At 43.2% G+C, this 22,784-nt stretch carries 19 protein-coding genes; all 19 read left to right on the forward strand.

Features of this window, described 5'->3' with window-relative positions:
* Positions 1-2 precede the first annotated feature (2 nt).
* Positions 3-1,100 (forward strand): protein-glutamate methylesterase/protein-glutamine glutaminase, encoded by a 1,098-nt coding sequence (locus AS888_RS24185; RefSeq protein WP_061144637.1) that lies wholly within the window; start codon positions 3-5, stop codon positions 1,098-1,100.
* A gap of 20 nt (positions 1,101-1,120) precedes the next feature.
* Complete coding sequence (locus AS888_RS24190; RefSeq protein WP_061144638.1) at positions 1,121-3,166, forward strand: chemotaxis protein CheA; 2,046 nt, start codon at positions 1,121-1,123, stop codon at positions 3,164-3,166.
* 106 nt (positions 3,167-3,272) lie between these two features.
* Positions 3,273-3,728, forward strand: coding sequence for a chemotaxis protein CheW (locus AS888_RS24195; protein ID WP_061144639.1), 456 nt, complete (start codon positions 3,273-3,275; stop codon positions 3,726-3,728).
* Positions 3,729-3,732: 4 nt separating this feature from the next.
* On the forward strand, positions 3,733-4,371 hold the full coding sequence (locus AS888_RS24200; protein ID WP_061144640.1) for a chemotaxis protein CheC: 639 nt from the start codon (positions 3,733-3,735) through the stop codon (positions 4,369-4,371).
* Positions 4,364-4,867 (forward strand): chemotaxis protein CheD, encoded by a 504-nt coding sequence (locus AS888_RS24205; protein WP_061144641.1) that lies wholly within the window; start codon positions 4,364-4,366, stop codon positions 4,865-4,867. The genes AS888_RS24200 and AS888_RS24205 overlap by 8 nt, the downstream gene beginning before the upstream one ends.
* 71 nt (positions 4,868-4,938) lie before the next feature.
* On the forward strand, positions 4,939-5,694 hold the full coding sequence (locus AS888_RS24210; protein WP_061144642.1) for a FliA/WhiG family RNA polymerase sigma factor: 756 nt from the start codon (positions 4,939-4,941) through the stop codon (positions 5,692-5,694).
* Between the two features lie 247 nt (positions 5,695-5,941).
* A complete protein-coding gene (locus AS888_RS24215; protein WP_061144643.1) occupies positions 5,942-6,577 on the forward strand; it encodes a hypothetical protein in 636 nt (211 codons plus the stop codon).
* A gap of 153 nt (positions 6,578-6,730) precedes the next feature.
* On the forward strand, positions 6,731-7,444 hold the full coding sequence (gene rpsB, locus AS888_RS24220) for a 30S ribosomal protein S2 (protein WP_057913389.1): 714 nt from the start codon (positions 6,731-6,733) through the stop codon (positions 7,442-7,444).
* 300 nt (positions 7,445-7,744) lie between these two features.
* On the forward strand, positions 7,745-8,629 hold the full coding sequence (gene tsf, locus AS888_RS24225; protein ID WP_061144644.1) for a translation elongation factor Ts: 885 nt from the start codon (positions 7,745-7,747) through the stop codon (positions 8,627-8,629).
* Positions 8,630-8,745: 116 nt separating this feature from the next.
* A complete protein-coding gene (gene pyrH / locus AS888_RS24230; protein WP_061144645.1) occupies positions 8,746-9,468 on the forward strand; it encodes a UMP kinase in 723 nt (240 codons plus the stop codon).
* A gap of 3 nt (positions 9,469-9,471) precedes the next feature.
* The gene (gene frr / locus AS888_RS24235; protein WP_061144646.1) at positions 9,472-10,029 is read left to right on the forward strand and encodes a ribosome recycling factor; all 558 of its coding nucleotides are present in this window, start codon (positions 9,472-9,474) and stop codon (positions 10,027-10,029) included.
* Between the two features lie 395 nt (positions 10,030-10,424).
* Positions 10,425-11,198 carry an isoprenyl transferase gene (locus tag AS888_RS24240; protein WP_061144647.1) on the forward strand — a complete coding sequence of 258 codons (774 nt, stop codon included), beginning with the start codon at positions 10,425-10,427 and terminating at the stop codon, positions 11,196-11,198.
* 25 nt (positions 11,199-11,223) lie between these two features.
* Positions 11,224-12,021: a phosphatidate cytidylyltransferase gene (locus AS888_RS24245; RefSeq protein WP_061144741.1), complete on the forward strand. Its 798-nt coding sequence runs from the start codon at positions 11,224-11,226 to the stop codon at positions 12,019-12,021.
* 41 nt (positions 12,022-12,062) lie between these two features.
* On the forward strand, positions 12,063-13,223 hold the full coding sequence (gene dxr, locus AS888_RS24250) for a 1-deoxy-D-xylulose-5-phosphate reductoisomerase (protein WP_061144648.1): 1,161 nt from the start codon (positions 12,063-12,065) through the stop codon (positions 13,221-13,223).
* Between the two features lie 7 nt (positions 13,224-13,230).
* Positions 13,231-14,499 carry an RIP metalloprotease RseP gene (gene rseP, locus AS888_RS24255; protein WP_061144649.1) on the forward strand — a complete coding sequence of 423 codons (1,269 nt, stop codon included), beginning with the start codon at positions 13,231-13,233 and terminating at the stop codon, positions 14,497-14,499.
* 251 nt (positions 14,500-14,750) lie between these two features.
* The gene (locus AS888_RS24260) at positions 14,751-16,451 is read left to right on the forward strand and encodes a proline--tRNA ligase (RefSeq protein WP_061144650.1); all 1,701 of its coding nucleotides are present in this window, start codon (positions 14,751-14,753) and stop codon (positions 16,449-16,451) included.
* Between the two features lie 157 nt (positions 16,452-16,608).
* Complete coding sequence (locus AS888_RS24265) at positions 16,609-20,931, forward strand: PolC-type DNA polymerase III (RefSeq protein ID WP_061144651.1); 4,323 nt, start codon at positions 16,609-16,611, stop codon at positions 20,929-20,931.
* A gap of 193 nt (positions 20,932-21,124) precedes the next feature.
* Complete coding sequence (rimP, locus tag AS888_RS24270) at positions 21,125-21,598, forward strand: ribosome maturation factor RimP (RefSeq protein WP_061144652.1); 474 nt, start codon at positions 21,125-21,127, stop codon at positions 21,596-21,598.
* Positions 21,599-21,640: 42 nt separating this feature from the next.
* Positions 21,641-22,771: a transcription termination factor NusA gene (gene nusA, locus AS888_RS24275; protein ID WP_057913379.1), complete on the forward strand. Its 1,131-nt coding sequence runs from the start codon at positions 21,641-21,643 to the stop codon at positions 22,769-22,771.
* Positions 22,772-22,784: the final 13 nt, after the last annotated feature.

Below are 22,784 nucleotides of genomic sequence, written 5' to 3' on the forward strand. Positions count from 1 at the left end.
ACATGGATAAAGTAAGAGTATTGATAGTGGATGATTCTGCGTTCATGAGAAAGCTAATTTCAGAGTTTTTATCGGAAGAAAGCAGGATTGAGGTCATTGGAACTGCGAGAAATGGAAAAGATGCTTTAGAAAAAATCAAGGCATTGAAACCCGATGTCGTGACTTTGGATGTGGAAATGCCGGTTATGGACGGTCTGCAAGCTTTGAACTTGATCATGAATGAATGTCCAACCCCCGTGGTCATGTTATCAAGCACAACGAAGGTAGGTACCGAAAATACATTTGCTGCGATGAGCAGCGGGGCCTTTGATTTTGTGGCAAAGCCTTCCGGTGCCATTTCACTTGATTTGCATAAAATCAAGAAGGAACTTCATGAAAAAGTTATGGCAGCAAGCCGGGCAAATGTTCACAAACTGCAAAAGAATGCTCTGAATATTGAAAAAAGCCCATCCGTATGGAAAAATAATAGTAAAATAGAATTAGTTAAATTGGTTAAAAAACAAAAAAATGAACGAAACTGGTCCGATGGAAATGATAAGGTCATTGTCATCGGTACATCCACTGGAGGCCCAAGAGCCTTGCAGACTGTTTTGACAGGTCTGCCGGGCGATATCGATGCGTCAATCCTTGTAGTCCAGCATATGCCTCCCGGCTTCACGAATTCCTTGGCTTCCCGCCTGAATTCATTATGCAAGATTCAAGTGAAGGAAGCTGAAGAGGGGGAACTGATCCAAAAGGGCATAGCCTACATCGCTCCCGGAGGTTTTCACTTGAAAGTGAGAAAAGTCGGAATGAATTGGGTGGTTCATTTAGATCAATCGGATTTGCGCAATGGACACCGCCCTTCCGTGGATGTGCTCTTTGAATCCGTCAGTGAAATGAATGATTTTGCCAAGATAGCGGTTATCATGACCGGGATGGGAATGGACGGGGCGAACGGCCTTAAGAAGCTGAAACAAAAGGGCCTTTCAAAAGCGATAGCGGAATCAGAGGGGACATCGATCGTTTTTGGTATGCCGAAAGCGGCAATCAATACCAATTTAATAGATAACATAGAGGATGTAGAAAAAATAGCTAAATCGATAATGGGCTATTGTTAACTCGTGGAGGTGGAGATTATATGGATATGAATCAGTATTTAGAGGTATTTATTGAAGAAAGTAAGGAACATCTTCAAACAGCAAGCGAACAATTGCTGGTGCTTGAGAAGAACCCGGAAGACCTCTCGATTGTCAACGAAATCTTTCGTTCCGCTCATACGTTAAAAGGGATGTCCGCAACGATGGGGTATGAGGATTTGGCGAACTTAACCCATAAAATGGAGAATGTATTGGATGCGATCCGTAACAGTCAAATCATTCTTACGCCTGAAGTGTTTGATGTGATATTTTTAGCCGTTGATGATTTAGAAGCGATGGTCATGTCCATTGCAGAAGGCGGAGATGGAAAAAGAGACGTCTCCAAGGTTGTCCATCAACTGGATTTGATTGAAAAAGGGGAGTCACCAGTCACATCCTCGGCCGCAGAGGTTGCAGCAGCTTCAGCCGTTCTTGATAAGGAGGAAATGAATGAGGGGGAGTATGATGAATTCGAATGGACCGTGCTTCAGCAGTCCAAAGAGCAAGGGTTCAACAGCTTTGAAATCGCAATAGAATTGCGTGCAGATTGTCTGTTAAAAGCTGCCCGGGTATTCATGGTATTTGAAGTGCTTGAAAAAGCGGGTGAAGTCATCAAATCCCATCCGCCTGTCGAACTGTTGGAAGAAGAGCAGTTCGATCAGCAATTCAGCGTCACGATGATAACCAAGGAATCGAGTGAAGAGTTACAGAAAAAAATCATGAAGGTTTCTGAAGTGGATACTGTGGTGATACATAGCCTTGATCTGGAAGTGGCGCGACATGCCAACGTTGAAGAGGATAAAATTGCTGAACTGGATAACAAGGGACAAGAGAAGAATAATGATATGCTTCCAAGCGATGTTAAAGAAAAGAAAAAACAGCCGTCTGTTAAACCTGCATCAAGCAAAACGATCCGGGTAAACATTGAACGTCTTGATATATTAATGAATTTATTCGAGGAGCTTGTAATCGATCGAGGAAGACTTGATCAAATTTCCAATGATTTGGGTAATCAGGAGCTGCATGAAACAGTAGAAAGAATGTCCCGTATTACAAGCGATTTACAAACAATCGTATTGAATATGCGGATGGTGCCAGTGGAAACGGTATTCAACCGCTTTCCTAAAATGGTCCGCCAATTAGCGAGGGATTTAAACAAGAAAGTTGAATTGGAAATCACGGGAGCAGAAACCGAGCTTGATCGCACAGTCATCGATGAAATTGGCGATCCACTCGTCCATTTATTGAGGAACGCCATGGATCATGGAATCGAGACACCTGAAGAACGTCTGGCGAAAGGAAAGAACGAAGAGGGCAAAATCCATCTGAAAGCCTATCACAGCGGAAACCATGTATTCATTGAAATTGATGATGATGGGGCAGGCATTAAAAAAGAGCGAGTTTTGAACAAGGCGCTTACCAATGGAATTATAACGAGGGAAACGGCCGCCACTCTGACAGATAAGCAAATCTATGAATTGATATTCGCCTCGGGCTTCTCGACAGCTGAAACCATTTCGGATGTATCAGGAAGGGGTGTCGGTCTGGATGTAGTGAAAAATACAATCGAGTCTCTGGGCGGCTCTGTCACAATCGATTCAAAAGAGGACGAAGGATCGATATTCCTTATTCAGCTGCCACTTACATTGTCGATTATTTCAGTGATGCTGGTTGCCATCCAGGATGAAAAATATGCCATACCGCTTTCTTCCATCATAGAAACAGCGATCATAAAAAAAGAAGATATCATGAACGCCCATAATCAACAGGTTATAGACTTCAGGGGCAAAGTGCTTCCGCTTCTTTTCCTTAAAGATATTTTTGAAGTGCCGATCAGTCAGGCAGAGGAAGAGTTCCTCTCTGTGGTCATCGTAAGAAAGGGTGACAAATTAGCAGGATTGGTCGTTGATTCATTCATTGGGCAGCTTGAGGTGGTCTTGAAATCACTAGGCAATTATTTAACAAGCGCCTTTGCAATATCGGGAGCGACGATTCTTGGTGATGGTCAAGTAGCTTTAATCATCGATTGCAATACACTGATTCATTGATTGATGAAAGACAGGTGATGTGATGCTGGCTGGGGCATGCCGCATCCAGGATATCGGCAAGCTTCCAACCGCACACTTGAGTTTTTTTAAAAGAGGAGGGGAATAGATGTCGCAGGAAATGAAAGTGATCGTATTCAAAATTAAAGATAAAGAGTATGCCATTCCAGTAGATAAGGTCAGTGGGATTGAAAAGCTTCTGCACATTACGAGAGTTCCGAAGGCGGTCCAATTCGTTAAGGGTGTAATCAATTTAAGGGGCGTCATCACGCCAATTATTGATTTGCGGGTGCGCTTTGGGTTCGAAAAGGTGGAGTACGATGATTCAACAAGGATCATCATCGTCATGCTCGATGATATGGAAGTGGGGCTGATCGTGGACTCTGCCAATGATGTTTTGGATATTCCAGTGAGTAGTATTGAGCCGCAACCTGAAGTTGTTGGCCATTCGGCTTCTGAATACATAAGCGGAGTCGCAAAAATTGAAAAGCGCCTGCTCGTGTTAATAAATTTGGAAAAGGCTTTAAGCTTGGAAGTGACTGAAAATATGTTAAAAGAAGGATAATGAGATGTCATACATTGAGAAAATCAGTCCTCTTCAACTTGATATTTTGAAGGAAATTGGCAATATAGGCGCAGGGAACGCAGCAACTTCGCTTTCGGCCATCCTTAATCGGAAAATCGATATGAATGTCCCGCATGTCCGAATCGTTTCCTTCGGTGAAATGATCGAGATGGCTGGCGGTGCCGATCACGTCGTCGCCAGCATTTTCCTAAGAATAGAAGGGGATGCCTCCGGGAGTATGTTCTTTATCCTTTCACTTCCATTAGCCCAATATTTGATACGGGAGATGGCCGGTGATGACACCTTTTCAATAGATAAGACACCGCATGCCGAACTCGCTCTTTCCTGCCTGCAGGAAATTGGGAATATTTTATCCGGATCGTATCTTTCTTCTTTGGCTGATTTCACACAGTTGAATATTATCCCTTCCGTACCGTCATTGAGCATTGATATGGTAGGAGCGACGATCAGCTATGGGTTGTTGGAACTGTCACAGGAGAGTGATGCAGCGATAGTCATTGATACGGTCCTTGTTAAAGATCAACTATTGGCCGATTCCATTGCCGGTCATTTCTTTTTATTGCCAGACCCGGAGTTTTTTGAAATCATTTTTGGCGCTTTAGAGTTGACGGCTGATGACTGAGTTGTTAAAGGCAGAGGTTGTTAAAGTTGGGATAGCGGATATGAAAATTGTAAAACCTCCCTGTTCGATCCGTACGTCTGGCTTGGGATCCTGCGTCGGAGTTGTCGTTTATGACGAGAAAAAAGCGGTTGCCGGTCTGGTCCACGTGATGCTGCCGGACTCTTCACTCACAAAGACGGGGCAAATCAACGTAGCTAAATTTGCAGATACGGGGGTAAGGGAATTAGTGCAGCGCTTGGTAAAAGCGGGTGCGAGAATGCCTTTCTTAAAAGCGAAGCTGGCTGGCGGGGCGCAAATGTTTCAGTTTGCCTCCGGAGGGGATTTAATGAGAATAGGGCCCAGGAATGTAGAGGCTGTCCGGAAAGAGTTATCTGACTTGCATATCCCAATCGTTGCTGAAGATGTCGGCGGTAATAGCGGAAGGACGATCGAATTCAATTTGCACGATTGTTTATTGAATATCCGTACCGTCAATAAAGGAACAAAAAACATATAGCAAGCCGACTGGGCGTGTGTAAAAAATGCTGTTTGGAGTACAAAACGTATACAATGTAAGGAGGATGTCCAATGTCTCATCTGACCATCGAAGAAGAACAAGTATGTTGGAAAAATTGGATTGATTGCAGAGATCCGCGAGCTGGGGACATTTTGGTCAAGAAATATATCCCTCTTGTTTCCTATCATGTTCAACGCATTTCGGTTAGCCTTCCTAAAAATGTGAGCCGTGATGATATCAGGAGTCTAGGGATGATGGGGTTATTCGATGCCCTGGAACGATTTGATACGAAGCGCGACCTGAAGTTCGATACATATGCTTCATTTAGAATTCGAGGAGCGATTTTAGATGGATTAAGAAAAGAGGATTGGCTTCCACGGAGTGCAAGGGATAAAGCCAAGAAAATTGAGTCAGCCATAGAAAAGCTTGAGCAAAAATACATGAGGAACCTCACTCCAAATGAAATTGCAACCGAATTGAACATACCGGAAGAAGATGTGTACGCTGCGATACAAGGGAATTTCTTTGCAAATGTTCTGTCCATGGATGACCAGGAGCATGATGATAAGGATAGTAAGACTTTTCATATCAAGGATGAAAAAGCGGATTTGCCAGAGGAACATGTATTACGGGAAGAGTTGTATATGGAATTGGCAAAAGTCATAGAGACGCTCAATGAAAAGGAACAGCTTGTCTTACAGCTCTTTTATAAAGAGGAATTGACGTTAACCGAAATCGGGCAGGTCATGAGCCTGTCCACTTCGCGAATTTCCCAGATCCACTCAAAAGCGATTTACAAATTAAGAAACGCAATGAAAGAGCAATAATATCATTCTTCATCTGCGATTGGTAAGTGGGATTGGATGCGGCACCCTTATCAATGATTGTTCCAAAATCACAGAATGTTCGAACTGGACAGACACGTAATGAAAAACCTTTTAGCTTGTCTTGTCCGGTAAAAAGGATGGACAAGTGCCCGTGCAACCAAAATGGAGCGGGGATTCAAGTGAAGATTCAATGAAGGCTTTCATTTAAGCAAGCCAGAGGGCGATTCCTGGTTATTTAGGAGGCAATATGTCAGTATTTTTTATGTTTCTCTTGTTTGTATTGAATATATGCTCCATTTTTGCCATCATCATTTTATATTTGCGCCAAAACCGTCTAGCCAAGCTGGAAAAAGATCAAAAAGCCATCATTCGTGAAATGGAGCAGCTTTTGACCGGTTACTTAATGGAAATGAAGGAAGATAATGAAGCATTGATCAAGGCGTTCACCGAGCCGGCTGCCATGAATGGCCAGCCTTTACCGAAAGAACGGTTCGGGCAAGGGAAAGAACCCATCGGAGAGAAAGAAATTAACCATGACCAAAATACGCCTAAGGGACAAAAGGTTAAAAGTCGTGCCGCCACCAAAAGGCAGGCTATCGACGCTTACAAAAACTCGGCTGCAGAGGATGAGGACAAGCCTTTGCCGCTAATGGCCGAGGACAAGATGGAGCTTTCCCCGGCAGCCCATCCCCCAACGAATGAAGGGGAGCTGGCCGGAAAGGAATTTGCCGATTTATTAAAGTCCTCGTTGCAGGAACCCTCACTGAATGAACAAGTGTATGCATTGGCGGATCAAGGACATTCGTTAGAAGAGATTGCCAAAAAAATGGCCCGAGGTCAAACGGAAATAGAACTACTACTGAAGTTTCGCAAGAATAGATAGAAATATCTTGATTGTGAAGGGTCATTATGATATATTATGAAATGGTGTTAATACACACGCCCCGTGATTCTTGCAGCTGGTGCTGTTTCGACAGTTTCTGTATGAAAATGATCGGGTGCGGAGGAAAAACAAAACCATTTAGGAGGAACTAAAATGTCAGTCATTTCTATGAAACAATTGCTTGAAGCTGGTGTGCATTTCGGACACCAAACACGTCGCTGGAACCCTAAAATGAAGAAATATATCTTCACTGAGCGTAACGGCATCTACATCATCGACCTTCAAAAAACAGTTAAAAAGGTTGAAGAAGCTTATAACTTCGTGAAAGAATTAGCTGCTAACGGCGGTACTGTTCTTTTCGTTGGTACTAAAAAACAAGCTCAAGAATCTGTTAAAGAAGAAGCTATCCGTTCAGGTATGTACTATGTAAACCAACGCTGGTTAGGTGGAACTTTAACAAACTTTGAAACAATCCAAAAACGTATTGCTCGTCTTAAAGATATCGAAAAAATGGAAGCAAACGGAACTTTCGAAGTGCTTCCTAAAAAAGAAGTTATCCAACTTAAAAAAGAATGGGATCGCTTAGAGAAATTCTTAGGCGGTATTAAAGATATGAAGACTCTTCCTGATGCGATCTTCGTTATCGACCCTCGCAAAGAGCGTATCGCTGTTGCGGAAGCACACAAATTACACATTCCACTTGTAGGTATCGTTGATACAAACTGTGATCCGGATGAAATCGATGTAGTTATTCCTGCGAATGACGATGCAATCCGTGCTGTTAAATTATTAACAGGTAAAATGGCAGATGCTATCTTAGAAGCTAAACAAGGTGAAGAAACAGCAACTGAAACAACAACTGCTTAATAAGCAAAAAAAGGTTGCTTATTCAGTAAGAAAAAGGTGATAAGAGGATAATGCCTTTTATCCCTTTTTTTTGCACTAAATAAGCATACATAAATCACCACGCCAATGTTGAAAAGGCAGGCTGATTTTTAAGGGAAAAGGACTTTCGGCCGTTTGGTTTTGTCGATAAGACTGGCTTTTCTGGCAGATAGTTCTGGCATTCTGCCGAGTTTCGTTATTTTCTTTGATAATAACCGTATTTTCTGGCAAAAATGGGTAAAGATTGAATAAACTGCATTTAATTTGAGGAGGATATATATTATGGCAATCACTGCACAATTAGTTAAAGAATTGCGTGAAAAAACTGGTGCCGGCATGATGGATTGTAAAAAGGCGCTTGTACAAACGGAAGGCGATATGGAAAAAGCGATCGATTTCCTACGTGAAAAAGGAATTGCAAAAGCTGCCAATAAAGGCGACCGTATCGCTGCTGAAGGATTGACTTCTATCGTGGTTGACGGAAGCCAAGCGGTCATTCTTGAAGTGAACTCAGAAACTGACTTCGTTGCTAAAAACGAAGGCTTCCAAACTCTTGTTAAAGAATTGGCTGCATTCCTTCTTGCTAACAAACCTGAAAGCGTTGAAGCAGCTCTAGAGCAAACTATGGAAAATGGAGCAAAAGTTGCAGATCATATCAATGCTGCTGTTGCTAAAATCGGGGAAAAATTAACGCTTCGCCGTTTCCAAGTTGTTACAAAAACTGATAGTGATGCATTTGGTGCTTACCTTCACATGGGCGGCCGCATCAGCGTACTATCCGTTGTTGAAGGCACAACTGACGAAGAAGCAGCTAAAGGCGTTTCCATGCATATCGCTGCTCTTAACCCAAAATATATCTCTCGTGACCAAGTCGATGCTAGTGAATTAGATCGCGAGCGCGAAGTTCTTACACAACAAGCACTTAATGAAGGCAAACCAGAAAAAATCGTTGCAAAAATGGTTGAAGGGCGCATCAACAAATTCTACGAAGAAATTTGTGTGAATGAGCAAGCTTTCGTTAAAAACCCAGATCAAAAAGTGGGAGAATTCGTTGAATCAAAAGGCGGAAAACTTCTTTCATTCGTTCGTTATGAAGTAGGGGAAGGTCTTGAGAAACGTCAAGAAAACTTTGCTGAAGAAGTAATGAACCAAGTTAAAAAAGACTAACTGCTAAATAAAAATAGGGAACACTCTGGTGTTCCCTATTTTTTGAAACTTTTTGGCATTATTGCCATTGGAAGCATGAAGAACAATTGAATAAGATTACATAGTTGGAGGGTGTCATGAGTAACGCTAAATATAAACGTGTAGTATTAAAACTCAGCGGCGAAGCATTAGCCGGAGAAGAGGGATTTGGAATCAATCCCGCTGTAATTAAATCTATCGCTGAACAAGTCAAGGAAGTGGCAGAGCTTGATGTGGAAGTGGCTGTAGTTGTAGGCGGCGGAAACATATGGCGCGGGAAGATTGGCAGCGAAATGGGCATGGATCGTGCCAATGCCGATTATATGGGGATGCTGGCGACTGTCATGAACTCTTTGGCTCTACAAGACAGCCTCGATCAACTAGGAATCGAAACGCGCGTGCAGACTTCGATTGAGATGAGGCAGGTTGCGGAACCTTACATTAGACGCCGTGCAATCAGGCATTTGGAGAAAAAGAGAGTCGTGATCTTTGCTGCTGGTACAGGTAATCCTTATTTTTCAACGGATACCACTGCCGCTCTGCGTGCTGCTGAAATCGAAGCTGATGTCATCCTGATGGCGAAGAATAATGTGGATGGCGTCTACAATGCCGACCCTGTTAAGGATAAAAATGCAGTGAAATATGATCAACTTTCCTATCTTGATGTGATTAAAGAAGGCTTGGAAGTAATGGACTCGACTGCGTCCTCATTATGCATGGACAATGATATTCCATTGATCGTCTTCTCGATCATGGAAAAAGGCAATATAAAACGGGCCGTTTTAGGCGAAACGCTTGGAACAATAGTTAGGGGGAAATAAAAGATGCCGAAGCAAGTTATTTCAAATGCGAAAACGAAAATGGAAAAAGCCATTGGAGCGTACACACGTGAATTAGCCAGCATCCGTGCCGGAAGGGCAAATGCCTCATTGCTTGATAGAATCTCGATTGATTATTATGGTTCTCAAACACCGGTTAACCAGGTGGCAGGCATTTCCGTACCGGAAGCTCGACTATTAGTGATCCAACCCTATGATAAAACGGTTTTAGGGGAAATTGAAAAAGCCATATTAAAATCAGACCTAGGCTTAAATCCTTCAAATGACGGATCGATCATCAGGATAGCGATTCCAGCTTTAACGGAAGAACGCAGAAAAGAGCTTGTAAAAGTGGTCAAGAAAGAAGCGGAAGAAGCGAAAATCGCAATCCGCAACGTACGTCGTGATGCTAACGATGACTTGAAGAAGCTTGAAAAAAATGGTGAAATCACGGAAGATGATTTACGCGGCTATGCTGATGACATTCAAAAGATGACGGATGGCAATATCACGAAAATCGATGAGATTACCAAAGATAAAGAAAAAGAAATTTTGGAAGTATAATTCCCACTAATGGAATTGATTAAGTAAAGAGGGCCTAATCCATACTGATCATGTCTTGGTTCTAACATATAGGTGTGCTTAAAAGAGAAAACTGTTATAATAAGGTTTCTCCGATAATGTGTACTCTTTAAGTTAGGATGTTGCATGGGACGTTGGAGGTGGCCCTTTTTTGCATTTTTCACCGGACTTTGACCCGGTGACCGAAAAAAAACTTAATGTGATTACCCGCTTTCAAGCTTCTAATGAAGAAATAATTTTCATAATAATAATATGAGAACCAACTTTTTTTTGATATTATAATATAGATTCTTTTTTGCAAAAATGCTTGATATACATAGCGCACGAAAATATTGCCTTTGTAGAGAGATAAGTACAACCTGATGGGGGACTAACATATGTATTCACTATGGAAGCGTTTCGTTAAAAAAGATGCTTCTTCCGATGTAACAAATAGGATTCAGCATATTCAGCAGTTTGATGTTCCTCAGCATATTGCCATCATAATGGATGGAAATGGCCGTTGGGCGAAAAAAAGGGCATTGCCGCGCGTGGCGGGACATCATGAAGGAATGAAAACTGTTCGTAAAATTACGAAAGTTGCCAATAAATTAGGTGTCAAGACATTGACCGTCTATGCGTTTTCGACGGAAAACTGGAAACGTCCAAAAAGTGAAGTCGACTTTTTGATGAAGCTTCCCCAGGAATTTCTTGGGACCTTTTTGCCTGAGCTCATTTCCGAAAATGTAAGGGTGGAAACCATTGGGGAATTGTCACTACTTCCATCTCACACTCAAAATGCCGTAATAAGGGCAATGGAAGATACGAAGGATAATGACGGGATGATCCTGAATTTCGCTTTGAACTATGGGAGCAGGGGAGAGATTGTATCCGCGGTGAATAGCATTATTCAAGATGCTAAGAATGGTATAATAAAGGAAGATGTATCTGAGCAAATGCTCTCCGGTTACTTGATGACCGAGCATTTGTCCGATCCTGATTTACTGATTCGCACAAGCGGCGAAATCCGTTTAAGCAATTTCATGCTATGGCAGGCCGCTTACACTGAATTATGGTTTACTGAGGTGCTATGGCCTGATTTTAGTGAGGAGCATTTATTACAGGCGATTGAGGAGTATCAAAAGCGTTCACGTAGATTCGGTGGCGTTTAATGCAGAAGGCGAGGAAATTGGAATAATGAAACAACGAATAATTACTGCGGTCGTAGTTGCCGCTATCTTCATTCCACTGGTTATTTTAGGGGAGATCCCGTTTTTATTGACGGTTTATCTATTGGCTTCCATCGGTTTATATGAACTGATGAAGATGAAAAATTTGCGTGTATTCTCATTTGAGGCCATTCTCTCACACCTTTTATTATGGGTGCTTTTATTGCCTGAACAATATTCCGCTTTTTTGGCGGACATTGATTATGATAAGGTGCAAATCTTTTTAATCGGGGTTTTGCTGTTCTTATTGTACACTGTCGTTTCCAAAAATCGATTCACTTTTGATGATGCTGGATTTTTAGTGATTTCCATCCTTTACCTGGGAGTGGGCTTCTACTATCTATTCGAAACACGTGATTCCGCAGGACTGGGACTGATTTATATCTTGCTGACCCTATTTACGATCTGGGCAACGGATTCCGGAGCCTACTTCATTGGCAAGGCTATAGGCAAAAGAAAGCTATGGCCGGAAATAAGTCCAAATAAGACGGTGGAAGGTTTTATCGGCGGGGTATTTTCAGCGATGATCGTCGGTGTGCTCTTTTATGCCTTCTCAAGCCTGGATTACACGTTATTTCAGCTATTATTGATATCGTTGGTGATTGGGGTTTTCGGCCAATTGGGGGACCTTGTCCAATCCGCCTATAAACGTCATTATGGGGTTAAGGACTCGGGAAAGATCCTTCCGGGGCATGGCGGGATATTGGACAGGCTTGATAGTTTGATATTCATTTTACCGATTTTGCATTTATTGCACGTTTTATAATATAAATATAGGCAAGCGTCAGGAATTAGGAGATGAATAAATTGAAAAATATCAGCCTTTTGGGCGCAACAGGTTCGATTGGTCAGCAAACAGCGGATGTGGTGAGGTCACATCCTGAGCAATTCAAAATCGTGGCGCTTTCTGCTGGAAAGAATTTAGATTTGGTGAGGGCTTATATAGAAGAGTTTGAACCGAAACTGGTTTCAGTCCAGGCGGAAGAAGATTATCGAGTATTGAAAAATGAATTTACCAGCCGGAAGGATATCGAATTCATGTTTGGGGATGAGGGATTGACGGCAGTTGCTGTATACGATCAAGCGACGATATTGGTCAATGCCGTCATCGGAAGTGTGGGTCTTTACCCGACGCTCCAGGCAATCAAGGCTAAAAAGGATATAGCCATCGCCAACAAGGAGACTTTAGTGACGGCGGGGCATTTGGTCATGAGTGAAGCGAAAAAAGCAGGGGTGAGATTGCTTCCTGTCGATAGTGAGCATTCCGCAATCTTTCAGGCCCTGCAGGGTGAAAACGATAAAAATATTGAACGTTTAGTCATTACTGCTTCAGGCGGCAGTTTTCGCGATAGAACCAGGGAAGAATTGAAAGGGGTAACGGTGGAAGAGGCGTTGAACCATCCGAATTGGTCGATGGGCGCGAAAATCACGATTGATTCGGCCTCCATGATGAATAAGGGATTGGAAGTAATTGAGGCACACTGGCTATTCGAGCTTCCTTACGATAAAATTGATGTACTGTTACATAAGGAGAGCATCATCCATTCCATGGTTGAATTTCATGACTCCAGCGTGATTGCGCAATTGGGAACACCAGATATGCGCGTACCGATTCAATATGCCCTTACTTACCCAGACAGGATGCCTCTTGGAGGGCGCAAACGCCTGAACTTGGCCGAAGCGGGGAAACTGCATTTTAGTGATATGGATTTCACTAGATATCCTTGTTTGCAATTCGCCTATAAAGCGGGTAAAATGGGCGGAACGATGACAACCGTGCTGAATGCAGCCAATGAAGCGGCAGTTGCCGCATTTTTATCTGGAAAGATATCTTTCCTCGAGATTGAGACACTGATCGAAAAAGCGCTGAATCAGCATTCCGTCATTGCCCTTCCGGATTTAGAAACGATTTCTGAAGTGGATATCATGACAAGGCAGTATATAGAATCCATAGTGAAAGATAGGTGATTGGAACATGCAGACTTTAGAAACGATTATAGCGTTCATCATCATATTTGGCGCTCTTGTATTTTTCCATGAGCTTGGACATTTAGTGTTTGCAAAGCGGGCAGGCATCTTATGCCGTGAGTTCGCAATTGGCTTCGGGCCAAAAGTATTCACGTACAAAAAGCAGGAAACCGTGTATACGATTCGATTGCTCCCTCTTGGCGGTTATGTACGCATGGCTGGGGAAGATGCAGAAAATATTGAACTGAAGCCCGGATATCGCGTTGGATTAATGTTTGATCAGGAAGAGAATGTTACAAAAATCATTATGAACAACAAAGATAAGTATCCTGATATTCGTCTTGTGGAAGTCGAATTGATCGACCTTGATCATAAACTAATCCTGACTGGTTATGAAGAGGGCGAAGAAGATGAATTAAAGACGTTTCCCATTCATAAAGAAGCGGTAATCGTCGAAAATGGTATGGAAAACCAGATTGCCCCATACGACCGGCAGTTTGCCTCGAAATCGCTCGGCCATCGCTTCCTTACGATTTTAGCTGGTCCGGCGATGAACTTTGTTTTGGCCTTTGTCATTTTTGTCTTGATCGGCTTATTTCAGGGAGTCGTAGTTGATGAAGCGAAGCTTGGTGAACTGACACCGGAAGGTTCGGCTGTAAATGCCGGGCTTAAGTCTGGAGATATCATTCAATCCATCGAAGGGTCGGAAGTCTCTTCGTGGGAAGATGTTCAGGAAAGTATCCAAAAAAATCCTGGGCAGGAAATTGAATTTGTTGTTGATAGGGACGGAAAAACATTTGAAGTACCTGTCGTTCCTCAAGAAGTTGAGCGAGAAGGCAAGAAAATAGGGATTATCGGTGTATACCCTCCGGTTGAAAAAGCGCCTATCAAAGCAATCCAATACGGTTTTACGGAGACCTATTTCTGGACAAAACAAATTTTCATCATCCTAGGTGACCTCATAACGGGTGGGTTTACGATTGACAGCCTTTCCGGTCCCGTAGGAATCTACAAATCAACGGAAGAAGTCGCAAAGCAAGGTATCTTCACGTTGATGAAATGGGCAGGCTTGCTCAGCATTAACCTTGGGATCATGAACCTGTTGCCGCTCCCGGCATTGGATGGAGGCAGATTGTTATTCTTTGTCGTAGAATTCTTAAGAGGAAAGCCGATCGACCGTCAAAAAGAAGGAATGGTTCACTTCATCGGCTTTGCACTGCTGATGCTGTTGATGATCGTCGTTACATGGAATGACATCCAGCGTTTCTTTTTGTAAGCCATTAATCGATAAAGTGAAACAGCCAGCAGGTTTTTCTGTTGGCTGTTTCTTATCTCATAGTTTTTTAGCTGTTTTAGGGAAATAGTTTGTTTTCTAGCGAAATCGTCAGTATAATCGAGAATGAGTATAGTAAACAAGCTTTAAAAAAAGAACTTAGATTTTTTTTTGTGATTGGAACCGATGATGCCATGGTATGAATGACTATGGTTATGGATTAATTATTAAGGAATTATTGAAGAGGTGCAGATATGAAACAAAGTATGACGTTAATCCCTACATTGAGAGAAGTGCCTGCAGATGCTGAAATCAAGAGCCATCAGCTGTTATTGCGTGCAGGATTTATGCGACAGAACTCCAGCGGGGTGTATAGTTTCATGCCGCTTGGGAAAAAAGTGCTCCAAAAGGTTGAAGCGATCGTTCGGGAAGAGATGGAGAATGCTGGCGCTGTCGAACTATTGATGCCTGCTTTACAACAAGCCGAATTCTGGCAGGAATCAGGACGCTGGTATACGTATGGCCAGGAATTGATGCGCCTAAAGGACCGTAACAACCGTGAATTTGCGCTTGGTGCAACACATGAAGAAGTGATAACGAGCTTGGTCCGTGATGAGATTAAATCTTACAAACGCCTGCCGTTAACGGTTTACCAAATCCAAACGAAATTCCGTGATGAGAAAAGACCTCGTTTCGGGTTGTTGCGCGGACGTGAGTTCATCATGAAGGATGCCTATTCTTTCCATGCAAATCAAGAGAGCCTTGATGCAGTTTATACAAAAATATATCAAGCCTATTCGAATATATTTTGCCGCTGCGGTCTTGACTTCCGTGCCGTCATTGCCGATTCTGGGGCGATGGGCGGTAAGGATACCCATGAATTCATGGTCTTATCGGAAATCGGCGAGGATACCATCGCGTATTCGAATACTTCCGATTATGCAGCTAACATTGAAATGGCACCGGTAAGCGTAAAATATGAAAAAAGCTCAGAGGAACAAAGTCAACTGGAGAAAATTCACACCCCTGGTCAAAAAACGATTGAAGAAGTAACTTCATTCTTGAATGCTGCTACTGATAAATTAATCAAATCATTATTGTTCAAAGTGGATGAAAAGCATGTGCTGGTATTGGTGCGTGGCGACCATGAAGTGAATGATATCAAATTGAAGAATTTCTTTAACGCTTCAGCCGTTGAATTGGCTGACCCTGATGAGACGAAAGAAGTCTTGGGATGTGCAGTGGGATCTTTGGGACCAATCAATGCCGCATCTGAAGTGGAAGTAATCGCGGATGTTGCCATTGAAGCAATCGTGAATGGCATCTGCGGAGCGAATGATGAGGATCATCATTATGTGAACGTAAATCCGGATCGTGATTTTAACGTGTCCCATTACATCGATCTTCGCTTCATTCAAGAGGGTGACCCATCACCGGACGGAGAAGGGACGATTAAATTCGCCAAAGGGATCGAGGTAGGTCACGTGTTCAAACTTGGAACGAAATATTCCGAAGCGATGAATGCGACATTCCTGGATGAGAACGGGCGGTCACAGCCAATGATCATGGGCTGTTACGGTATTGGCGTTTCACGCACACTTGCTGCCGTAGCGGAGCAATTCAACGATGAAAAAGGGTTGGTATGGCCAACGAATTTAGCGCCATATCAAGTCCATTTGATTCCAATCAATGTAAAAGATGAAGCACAGACTGCCCTTGCAGAGGATTTGTATACGGATCTTAAGGCAAAAGGCATGGATGTTCTGATGGATGATCGTCAAGAGCGTGCAGGGGTCAAATTTGCAGATTCTGACTTGATCGGTCTTCCGGTGAGGGTGACGGTCGGTAAAAAGGCTTCCGAAGGAATCGTCGAAGTGAAAATCCGTCAAACGGGTGAAGTGCTTGAAATTGAAAAAACTGAACTGGCGCAAAAGCTTCTAGAAATAATGGGATGAATTTAAGAGGGGGTTCGGGCATCATTCATTTGGATGATGCCTTTCCTTTTCGTGCATAAAGATAGGAGTGAATGCTTTGCAGTATGATATAATAGCCTCTGATATCAAAGTGAAGATGGATAATATCTTAAGAGATAATAGATAGGGGAGAGAGGAAATGGATCAAAATCCAAATAGCGGTAGAGAGAGATTTCAACTCTTGCTCCAGCAAATGGGCTTGGTTGAGGATGCCTTTGTGAATTTTTTCATCGGTGCCGAAATTGATAAGCTCTCGATTGAGAGGGAGTCCAAAACATGGCATTTTGCCTTCAATATACCTGCATTAATACCTTGCAGCGTTCATACAAGATTTGCCACGCAACTAGCGAGTACTTTTTCCCATATTGCCAAGGTGACCTTCAGCTTGAATGTGGCCAATCCGCAAGTGACGGAACAACTGATTAAAGAATATTGGAAGAATTGTATTGGGGAGCTCGAAGGCATGTCGCCTGCCCTTTTGTCGCTTCTGAATGAACAAGAGCCCGCAGTCAATGGATATAAGCTGATCGTAAGTGCCCGAAATGATACAGAGGCAGGCCAGTTGAAACGGAAATACTCCGGCATCATTTCGAATATATACCAAACCTTTGGCTTTCCTCCGCTGACCTTGGAGGCGGAAGTGAAGGAAACGGTATCGAATCCTGATTACCAGAAATTCTTGGAAGAGAAACAAAAAGAAGACGCGGAAAAGGGCCTTGCTGCATTAGTGGAAATGCAGAAGAAGGAATCGGAAAAAGGCAGTGATGATGGCGTATACGATGGTCCCGTTAAAATTGGCTATACGATTAAAGAAGATGCGGATTTCCGCAGGATCGAACAAATTATCGATGAAGAGCGCAGGATTGCGATTGAAGGCTTCGTCTTTGATGCAGAGGTGCGTGAGCTTCGTAGCGGGCGCAGTCTTTTGACATTTAAAGTTACCGATTATACAAGTTCGATATTAGTGAAAATGTTTTCGCGTGACAAAGAGGATGCTGCCATTCTTGCCCGTGTGAAAAAAGGGATGTGGGTACGTGCACAAGGAAGCATCCAAAACGATACATTCGTACGTGACCTGGTGATGATCGCAAATGATATCAATGAAATTTCCAAGCAAGGCCGCCAGGATAAGGCTCCTGAAGGGGAAAAACGTGTGGAACTGCACATGCACACGCCGATGAGCCAGATGGATGCAGTGACACCTACGTCCGCACTTGTTGCGCAGGCTGCAAAATGGGGGCATAGAGCGGTTGCCATCACGGATCATGCAGGTGCACAATCATTCCCTGAAGCTTATAGTGCAGGCAAAAAGAATGGTATCAAAATCCTTTATGGCGTCGAAGTGAATCTTGTGAATGACGGAGTGCCTATCGTCTATAACGAGGCGCATATATCTTTGGCAGATGCCACCTATGTCGTGTTTGACGTCGAGACGACAGGACTTTCAGCCGTTTATGATACGATCATCGAATTTGCTGCAGTGAAAATTCATGACGGCGATATCATCGACCGCTTCGAGTCATTTGCTAATCCGCATCATCCGTTATCGAACACGACGATAGAGTTGACGGGAATCACCGATGACCTTGTCGAAAACGCCCCTGAAGTCGCAGAAGTATTGGAGAAGTTCAAGGCATGGGCCGGGGATGCAATCCTGGTTGCCCACAATGCTGCTTTCGATATGGGGTTTTTGAATATTGGCTATAAAAACATCGGATATCCTAAGGCTTCCAACCCTGTCCTGGATACATTGGAGCTTGCCCGATTCCTATACCCGGAGTTTAAAAATCACCGATTAAACACATTGTGCAAAAAGTTCGATATCGATTTGACCCAGCATCACAGGGCCATTTATGATGCCGAAGCCACAGGATACCTTATGCTGAAGATGCTGAAGGATGCAATGGCAAAAGAAATTACCCATCACGATCAGCTTAATGACAATATGGGTAAAGGAAATGCTTATCAACGTTCCCGCCCATCCCATTGCACATTGATTGCGCAAACGCAGGCAGGACTAAAAAATCTTTTCAAATTAATATCGATATCACATATTGATTATTATTATCGTGTGCCACGGTTGCCCCGTTCACAGCTCAAGAAATATCGTGAAGGAATCCTGGTCGGTTCGGGCTGTGATAAAGGGGAAGTATTTGAAGGAATGATGCAAAAGGGCTTCGAGGAAGTCGTCGATATTGCCGAATTTTACGATTATCTTGAAATCCACCCGAAGGAAGTTTATCAGCACTTGATTGAGCTGGAGTATGTTCGCGATGATAAATCGTTGGAAACAATCATCTCCAATATCGTCAAGCTTGGTGAAAAACTGGACAAACCAGTGGTAGCCACAGGGAATGTTCATTATTTGGATCCCAATGATAAAATTTACCGTAAGATCCTCGTGAATTCACAGGGGGGAGCAAATCCGCTCAATCGTCACAAGCTGCCCGACGTGCATTTCCGGACTACGGATGAGATGCTGCGGGAGTTTTCCTTCCTTGGCGCCGATAAGGCTAAGGAGGTCGTGGTGGCGAACACGAATAAAATCGCTGATATGATCGAGGATATCAAGCCTATTAAGGATGAACTATATACACCTAAAATTGAAGGTGCAGAAGAAGAAATGCGCGAGATGAGTTATGGCATGGCAAGGAAGATATATGGGGACAACCTGCCGGAAATCGTGGAAGCCCGTCTTGAGAAAGAATTGAAAAGCATCATTGGCCATGGGTTTGCCGTCATTTACTTAATCTCCCATAAATTAGTTAAAAAATCGCTGAATGACGGGTATCTCGTTGGTTCCAGGGGCTCTGTCGGATCATCCTTCGTAGCAACGATGACCGAAATCACAGAGGTAAACCCGCTTCCGCCTCATTATGTATGTCCGGAGTGCAAGAAATCCGAATTCTTCAATGACGGATCCGTAGGTTCCGGTTTTGACCTGCCAGATAAAGACTGTCCGGATTGCGGGATCCCATATACTAAAGACGGCCATGACATTCCGTTTGAAACCTTCCTTGGATTCAAAGGGGATAAGGTTCCCGATATCGATTTGAACTTCTCCGGTGAATATCAACCGAAGGCCCATAATTATACGAAGGTCCTATTCGGTGAGGAGTATGTATATCGTGCAGGTACGATTGGTACGGTAGCTGAAAAAACGGCTTATGGGTATGTGAAGGGATATTCCGCTGATAACAACATCCACATGCGCGGGGCTGAAACGGACCGGCTTGTCGCTGGGTGCACGGGTGTGAAACGGACAACGGGACAGCATCCGGGCGGAATCATCGTCGTGCCGGATTATATGGATATTTATGATTTCACCCCAATTCAATTCCCGGCGGATGACCGGAATTCCGAGTGGAAAACGACGCACTTCGATTTCCATTCCATCCATGATAATATTTTGAAACTCGATATACTCGGACATGATGATCCAACTGTCATCCGTATGCTCCAAGATTTGAGCGGCATCGATCCAAAGACCGTTCCAACGGATGATCCTGAAGTGATGAAAATTTTCAGCAGCACGGAATCATTGGGAGTGACCGAAGACCAGATCATGTGTAAAACGGGTACACTCGGCATTCCCGAATTCGGGACGCGGTTCGTACGGCAAATGCTTGAGGATACGAAACCTACCACATTCTCCGAGCTTGTCCAGATTTCGGGACTGTCACACGGTACGGATGTATGGCTGAGCAATGCACAGGAGCTGATTCACAACCGGATATGTACACTGAGTGAGGTTATTGGGTGCCGGGATGATATTATGGTTTATCTCATTTATCAAGGACTAGAACCTTCCTTGGCATTCAAGATCATGGAATCGGTGCGGAAAGGGAAAGGTCTATCTGAGGAATTCGAAGAGGAAATGCGCAAAAATGAAGTGCCGGAATGGTATATCGATTCATGCAAGAAAATAAAATACATGTTCCCGAAAGCCCATGCTGCAGCCTATGTGTTGATGGCTGTCCGGATTGCTTATTTCAAGGTGCATCTGCCCTTATTATATTATGCAGCTTACTTCACGGTGCGTGCCGATGACTTTGAAATCGACGCCATGACTAGAGGATCGCAAGCGATCAAAGCGAAAATGGAAGAAATCATGGTTAAGGGATTGGATGCTTCCACAAAGGAAAAGAATACATTGACCGTTCTTGAATTGGCTTTGGAAATGTGTGAACGCGGCTATGCTTTCGCTAAGGTCGATTTGTACAAATCCAGTGCGGACCAGTTCATAATTGAAGGAAACACTTTGATACCGCCTTTCAATTCGATCCCAGGCCTTGGTACGAATGCTGCCATCAATATCGTCAACGCACGCAAGAATGGTGAATTCCTTTCGAAGGAAGATCTGCAGCAACGGGGGAAAGTTTCCAAGACCATCCTTGAATATCTTGATAAGCAAGGATGCCTGGAGTCATTGCCTGAACAAAATCAATTATCCTTATTTTAATGTGGGAACGAGTTCCAAAAAGGAAGAAACAGACATGATATTTGCATAAATATCTTGATTATGGTATATTTTTATTGGAAATACTAAGAGGAACCAATGGCAAGAGTGGGGAAACCCACTCTTTCGTGTTGTATTGACCATTTAATTTTGAATCCGAAACCAAGCGCATACAACGCACGTATGGAGGAAACAAATGAGTAAAAAGGTAACGGAAGTTGTAGAGGAATTAGCATTACCAATTCTTGAGGAATTGCAGCTTGAATTAGTTGAAGTGGAGTATGTGAAGGAAGGTAAAAGCTGGTTCCTTCGAGTATACATTGATAAAGAAACAGGCGTAGATATTGAAGATTGCGGAAATGTGAGTGAAAAACTCAGTGAAAAGCTTGATGAGGTTGATCCGATTCCACAAAATTATTTTCTCGAAGTTTCATCTCCCGGAGCAGAAAGGCCTCTGAAAAAAGAGAAGGATTTCCTTAATGCTATCGGTAAAAATGTTTACATAAAAACATACGAGCCCATTTTAGATGAAAAAGAATTCGAAGGAACCCTAACCAGTTTCGATGGTAAAGAAGTGACGCTGGAAGTCAGGATCAAGACACGAAAGAAAACGATCGTCATACCATTCGAAAAGGTAGCCAAAGCAAGATTGGCCATTACCTTCTCTTAAGTCAAGTAAATCATTCATTAAATATCCGTAAGGGGGATCACCATGGGCAATGAGTTATTGGATGCTCTCTATATTTTAGAAAACGAAAAAGGAATTTCCAGGGAAGTTTTGATCGACGCGATTGAAGCTGCTCTTATATCGGCATATCGCCGTAACTTTAACCAAGCGCAAAATGTACGTATCGACTTGAATCTTGGTAAAGGAACGATGCGTGTATTCGCTAGAAAAGACGTTGTTGACGAAGTATTCGATTCGCGTCTGGAAATTTCTGTTGAAGAAGCAAGAGCAATTGATCCCAACTATCAGTTAGAGGACGTTGTCGAGATGGAAGTTACGCCTAAGGATTTCGGCCGTATCGCTGCTCAAACTGCGAAACAAGTCGTCACTCAAAGGGTGCGTGAAGCAGAGCGAGGCATCATTTATGCCGAATTCATCGACCGCGAGGAAGATATCATGACTGGCATCGTTCAACGCCAGGATTCCCGTTTCATCTATGTAAGCCTAGGAAAAATCGAAGCTTTGCTTCCAGTGAATGAGCAAATGCCGAATGAACAATATAAACCCCATGATCGCATCAAAGTTTTCATCACGAAAGTCGAAAAGACGTCGAAGGGCCCGCAAATTTTTGTATCCCGCTCACATCCTGGACTTTTAAAACGTTTATTCGAAATCGAAGTGCCTGAAATTTTCGATGGAACGGTGGAAATTAAATCAGTTGCCCGCGAAGCAGGCGACCGTTCGAAGATCTCCGTTCACTCCGATAACGAAGAAGTCGATCCTGTCGGTTCCTGTGTAGGGCAAAAAGGCCAACGTGTTCAGGCCATCGTCAATGAACTGAAAGGCGAAAAAATCGATATTGTCAAATGGTCGGAGAACCCGGTCATTTTCGTAGCGAATGCTTTAAGTCCTTCCAAGGTCCTTGAAGTCATCGTAAAAGAAGAAGAAAAAGCGACGACCGTCATCGTTCCTGATTATCAATTATCCCTGGCAATTGGTAAGCGTGGACAAAATGCCCGTTTGGCTGCCAAGCTTACTGGCTGGAAAATTGATATCAAGAGTGAAACGGAAGCACGTGAAGCTGGGATCTATCCAGTGGAAGAACAAGAATTCCTTTTAAGCAGAGATAGTTATGTTAATGAAGAGGATACAGATTTCGAAGAGGATAACGAGTAATCCAGAGGTGAAA

This window comes from Peribacillus simplex (assembly GCF_001542915.1).
In the GTDB taxonomy this organism is placed as follows: domain Bacteria; phylum Bacillota; class Bacilli; order Bacillales; family DSM-1321; genus Peribacillus; species Peribacillus simplex_B.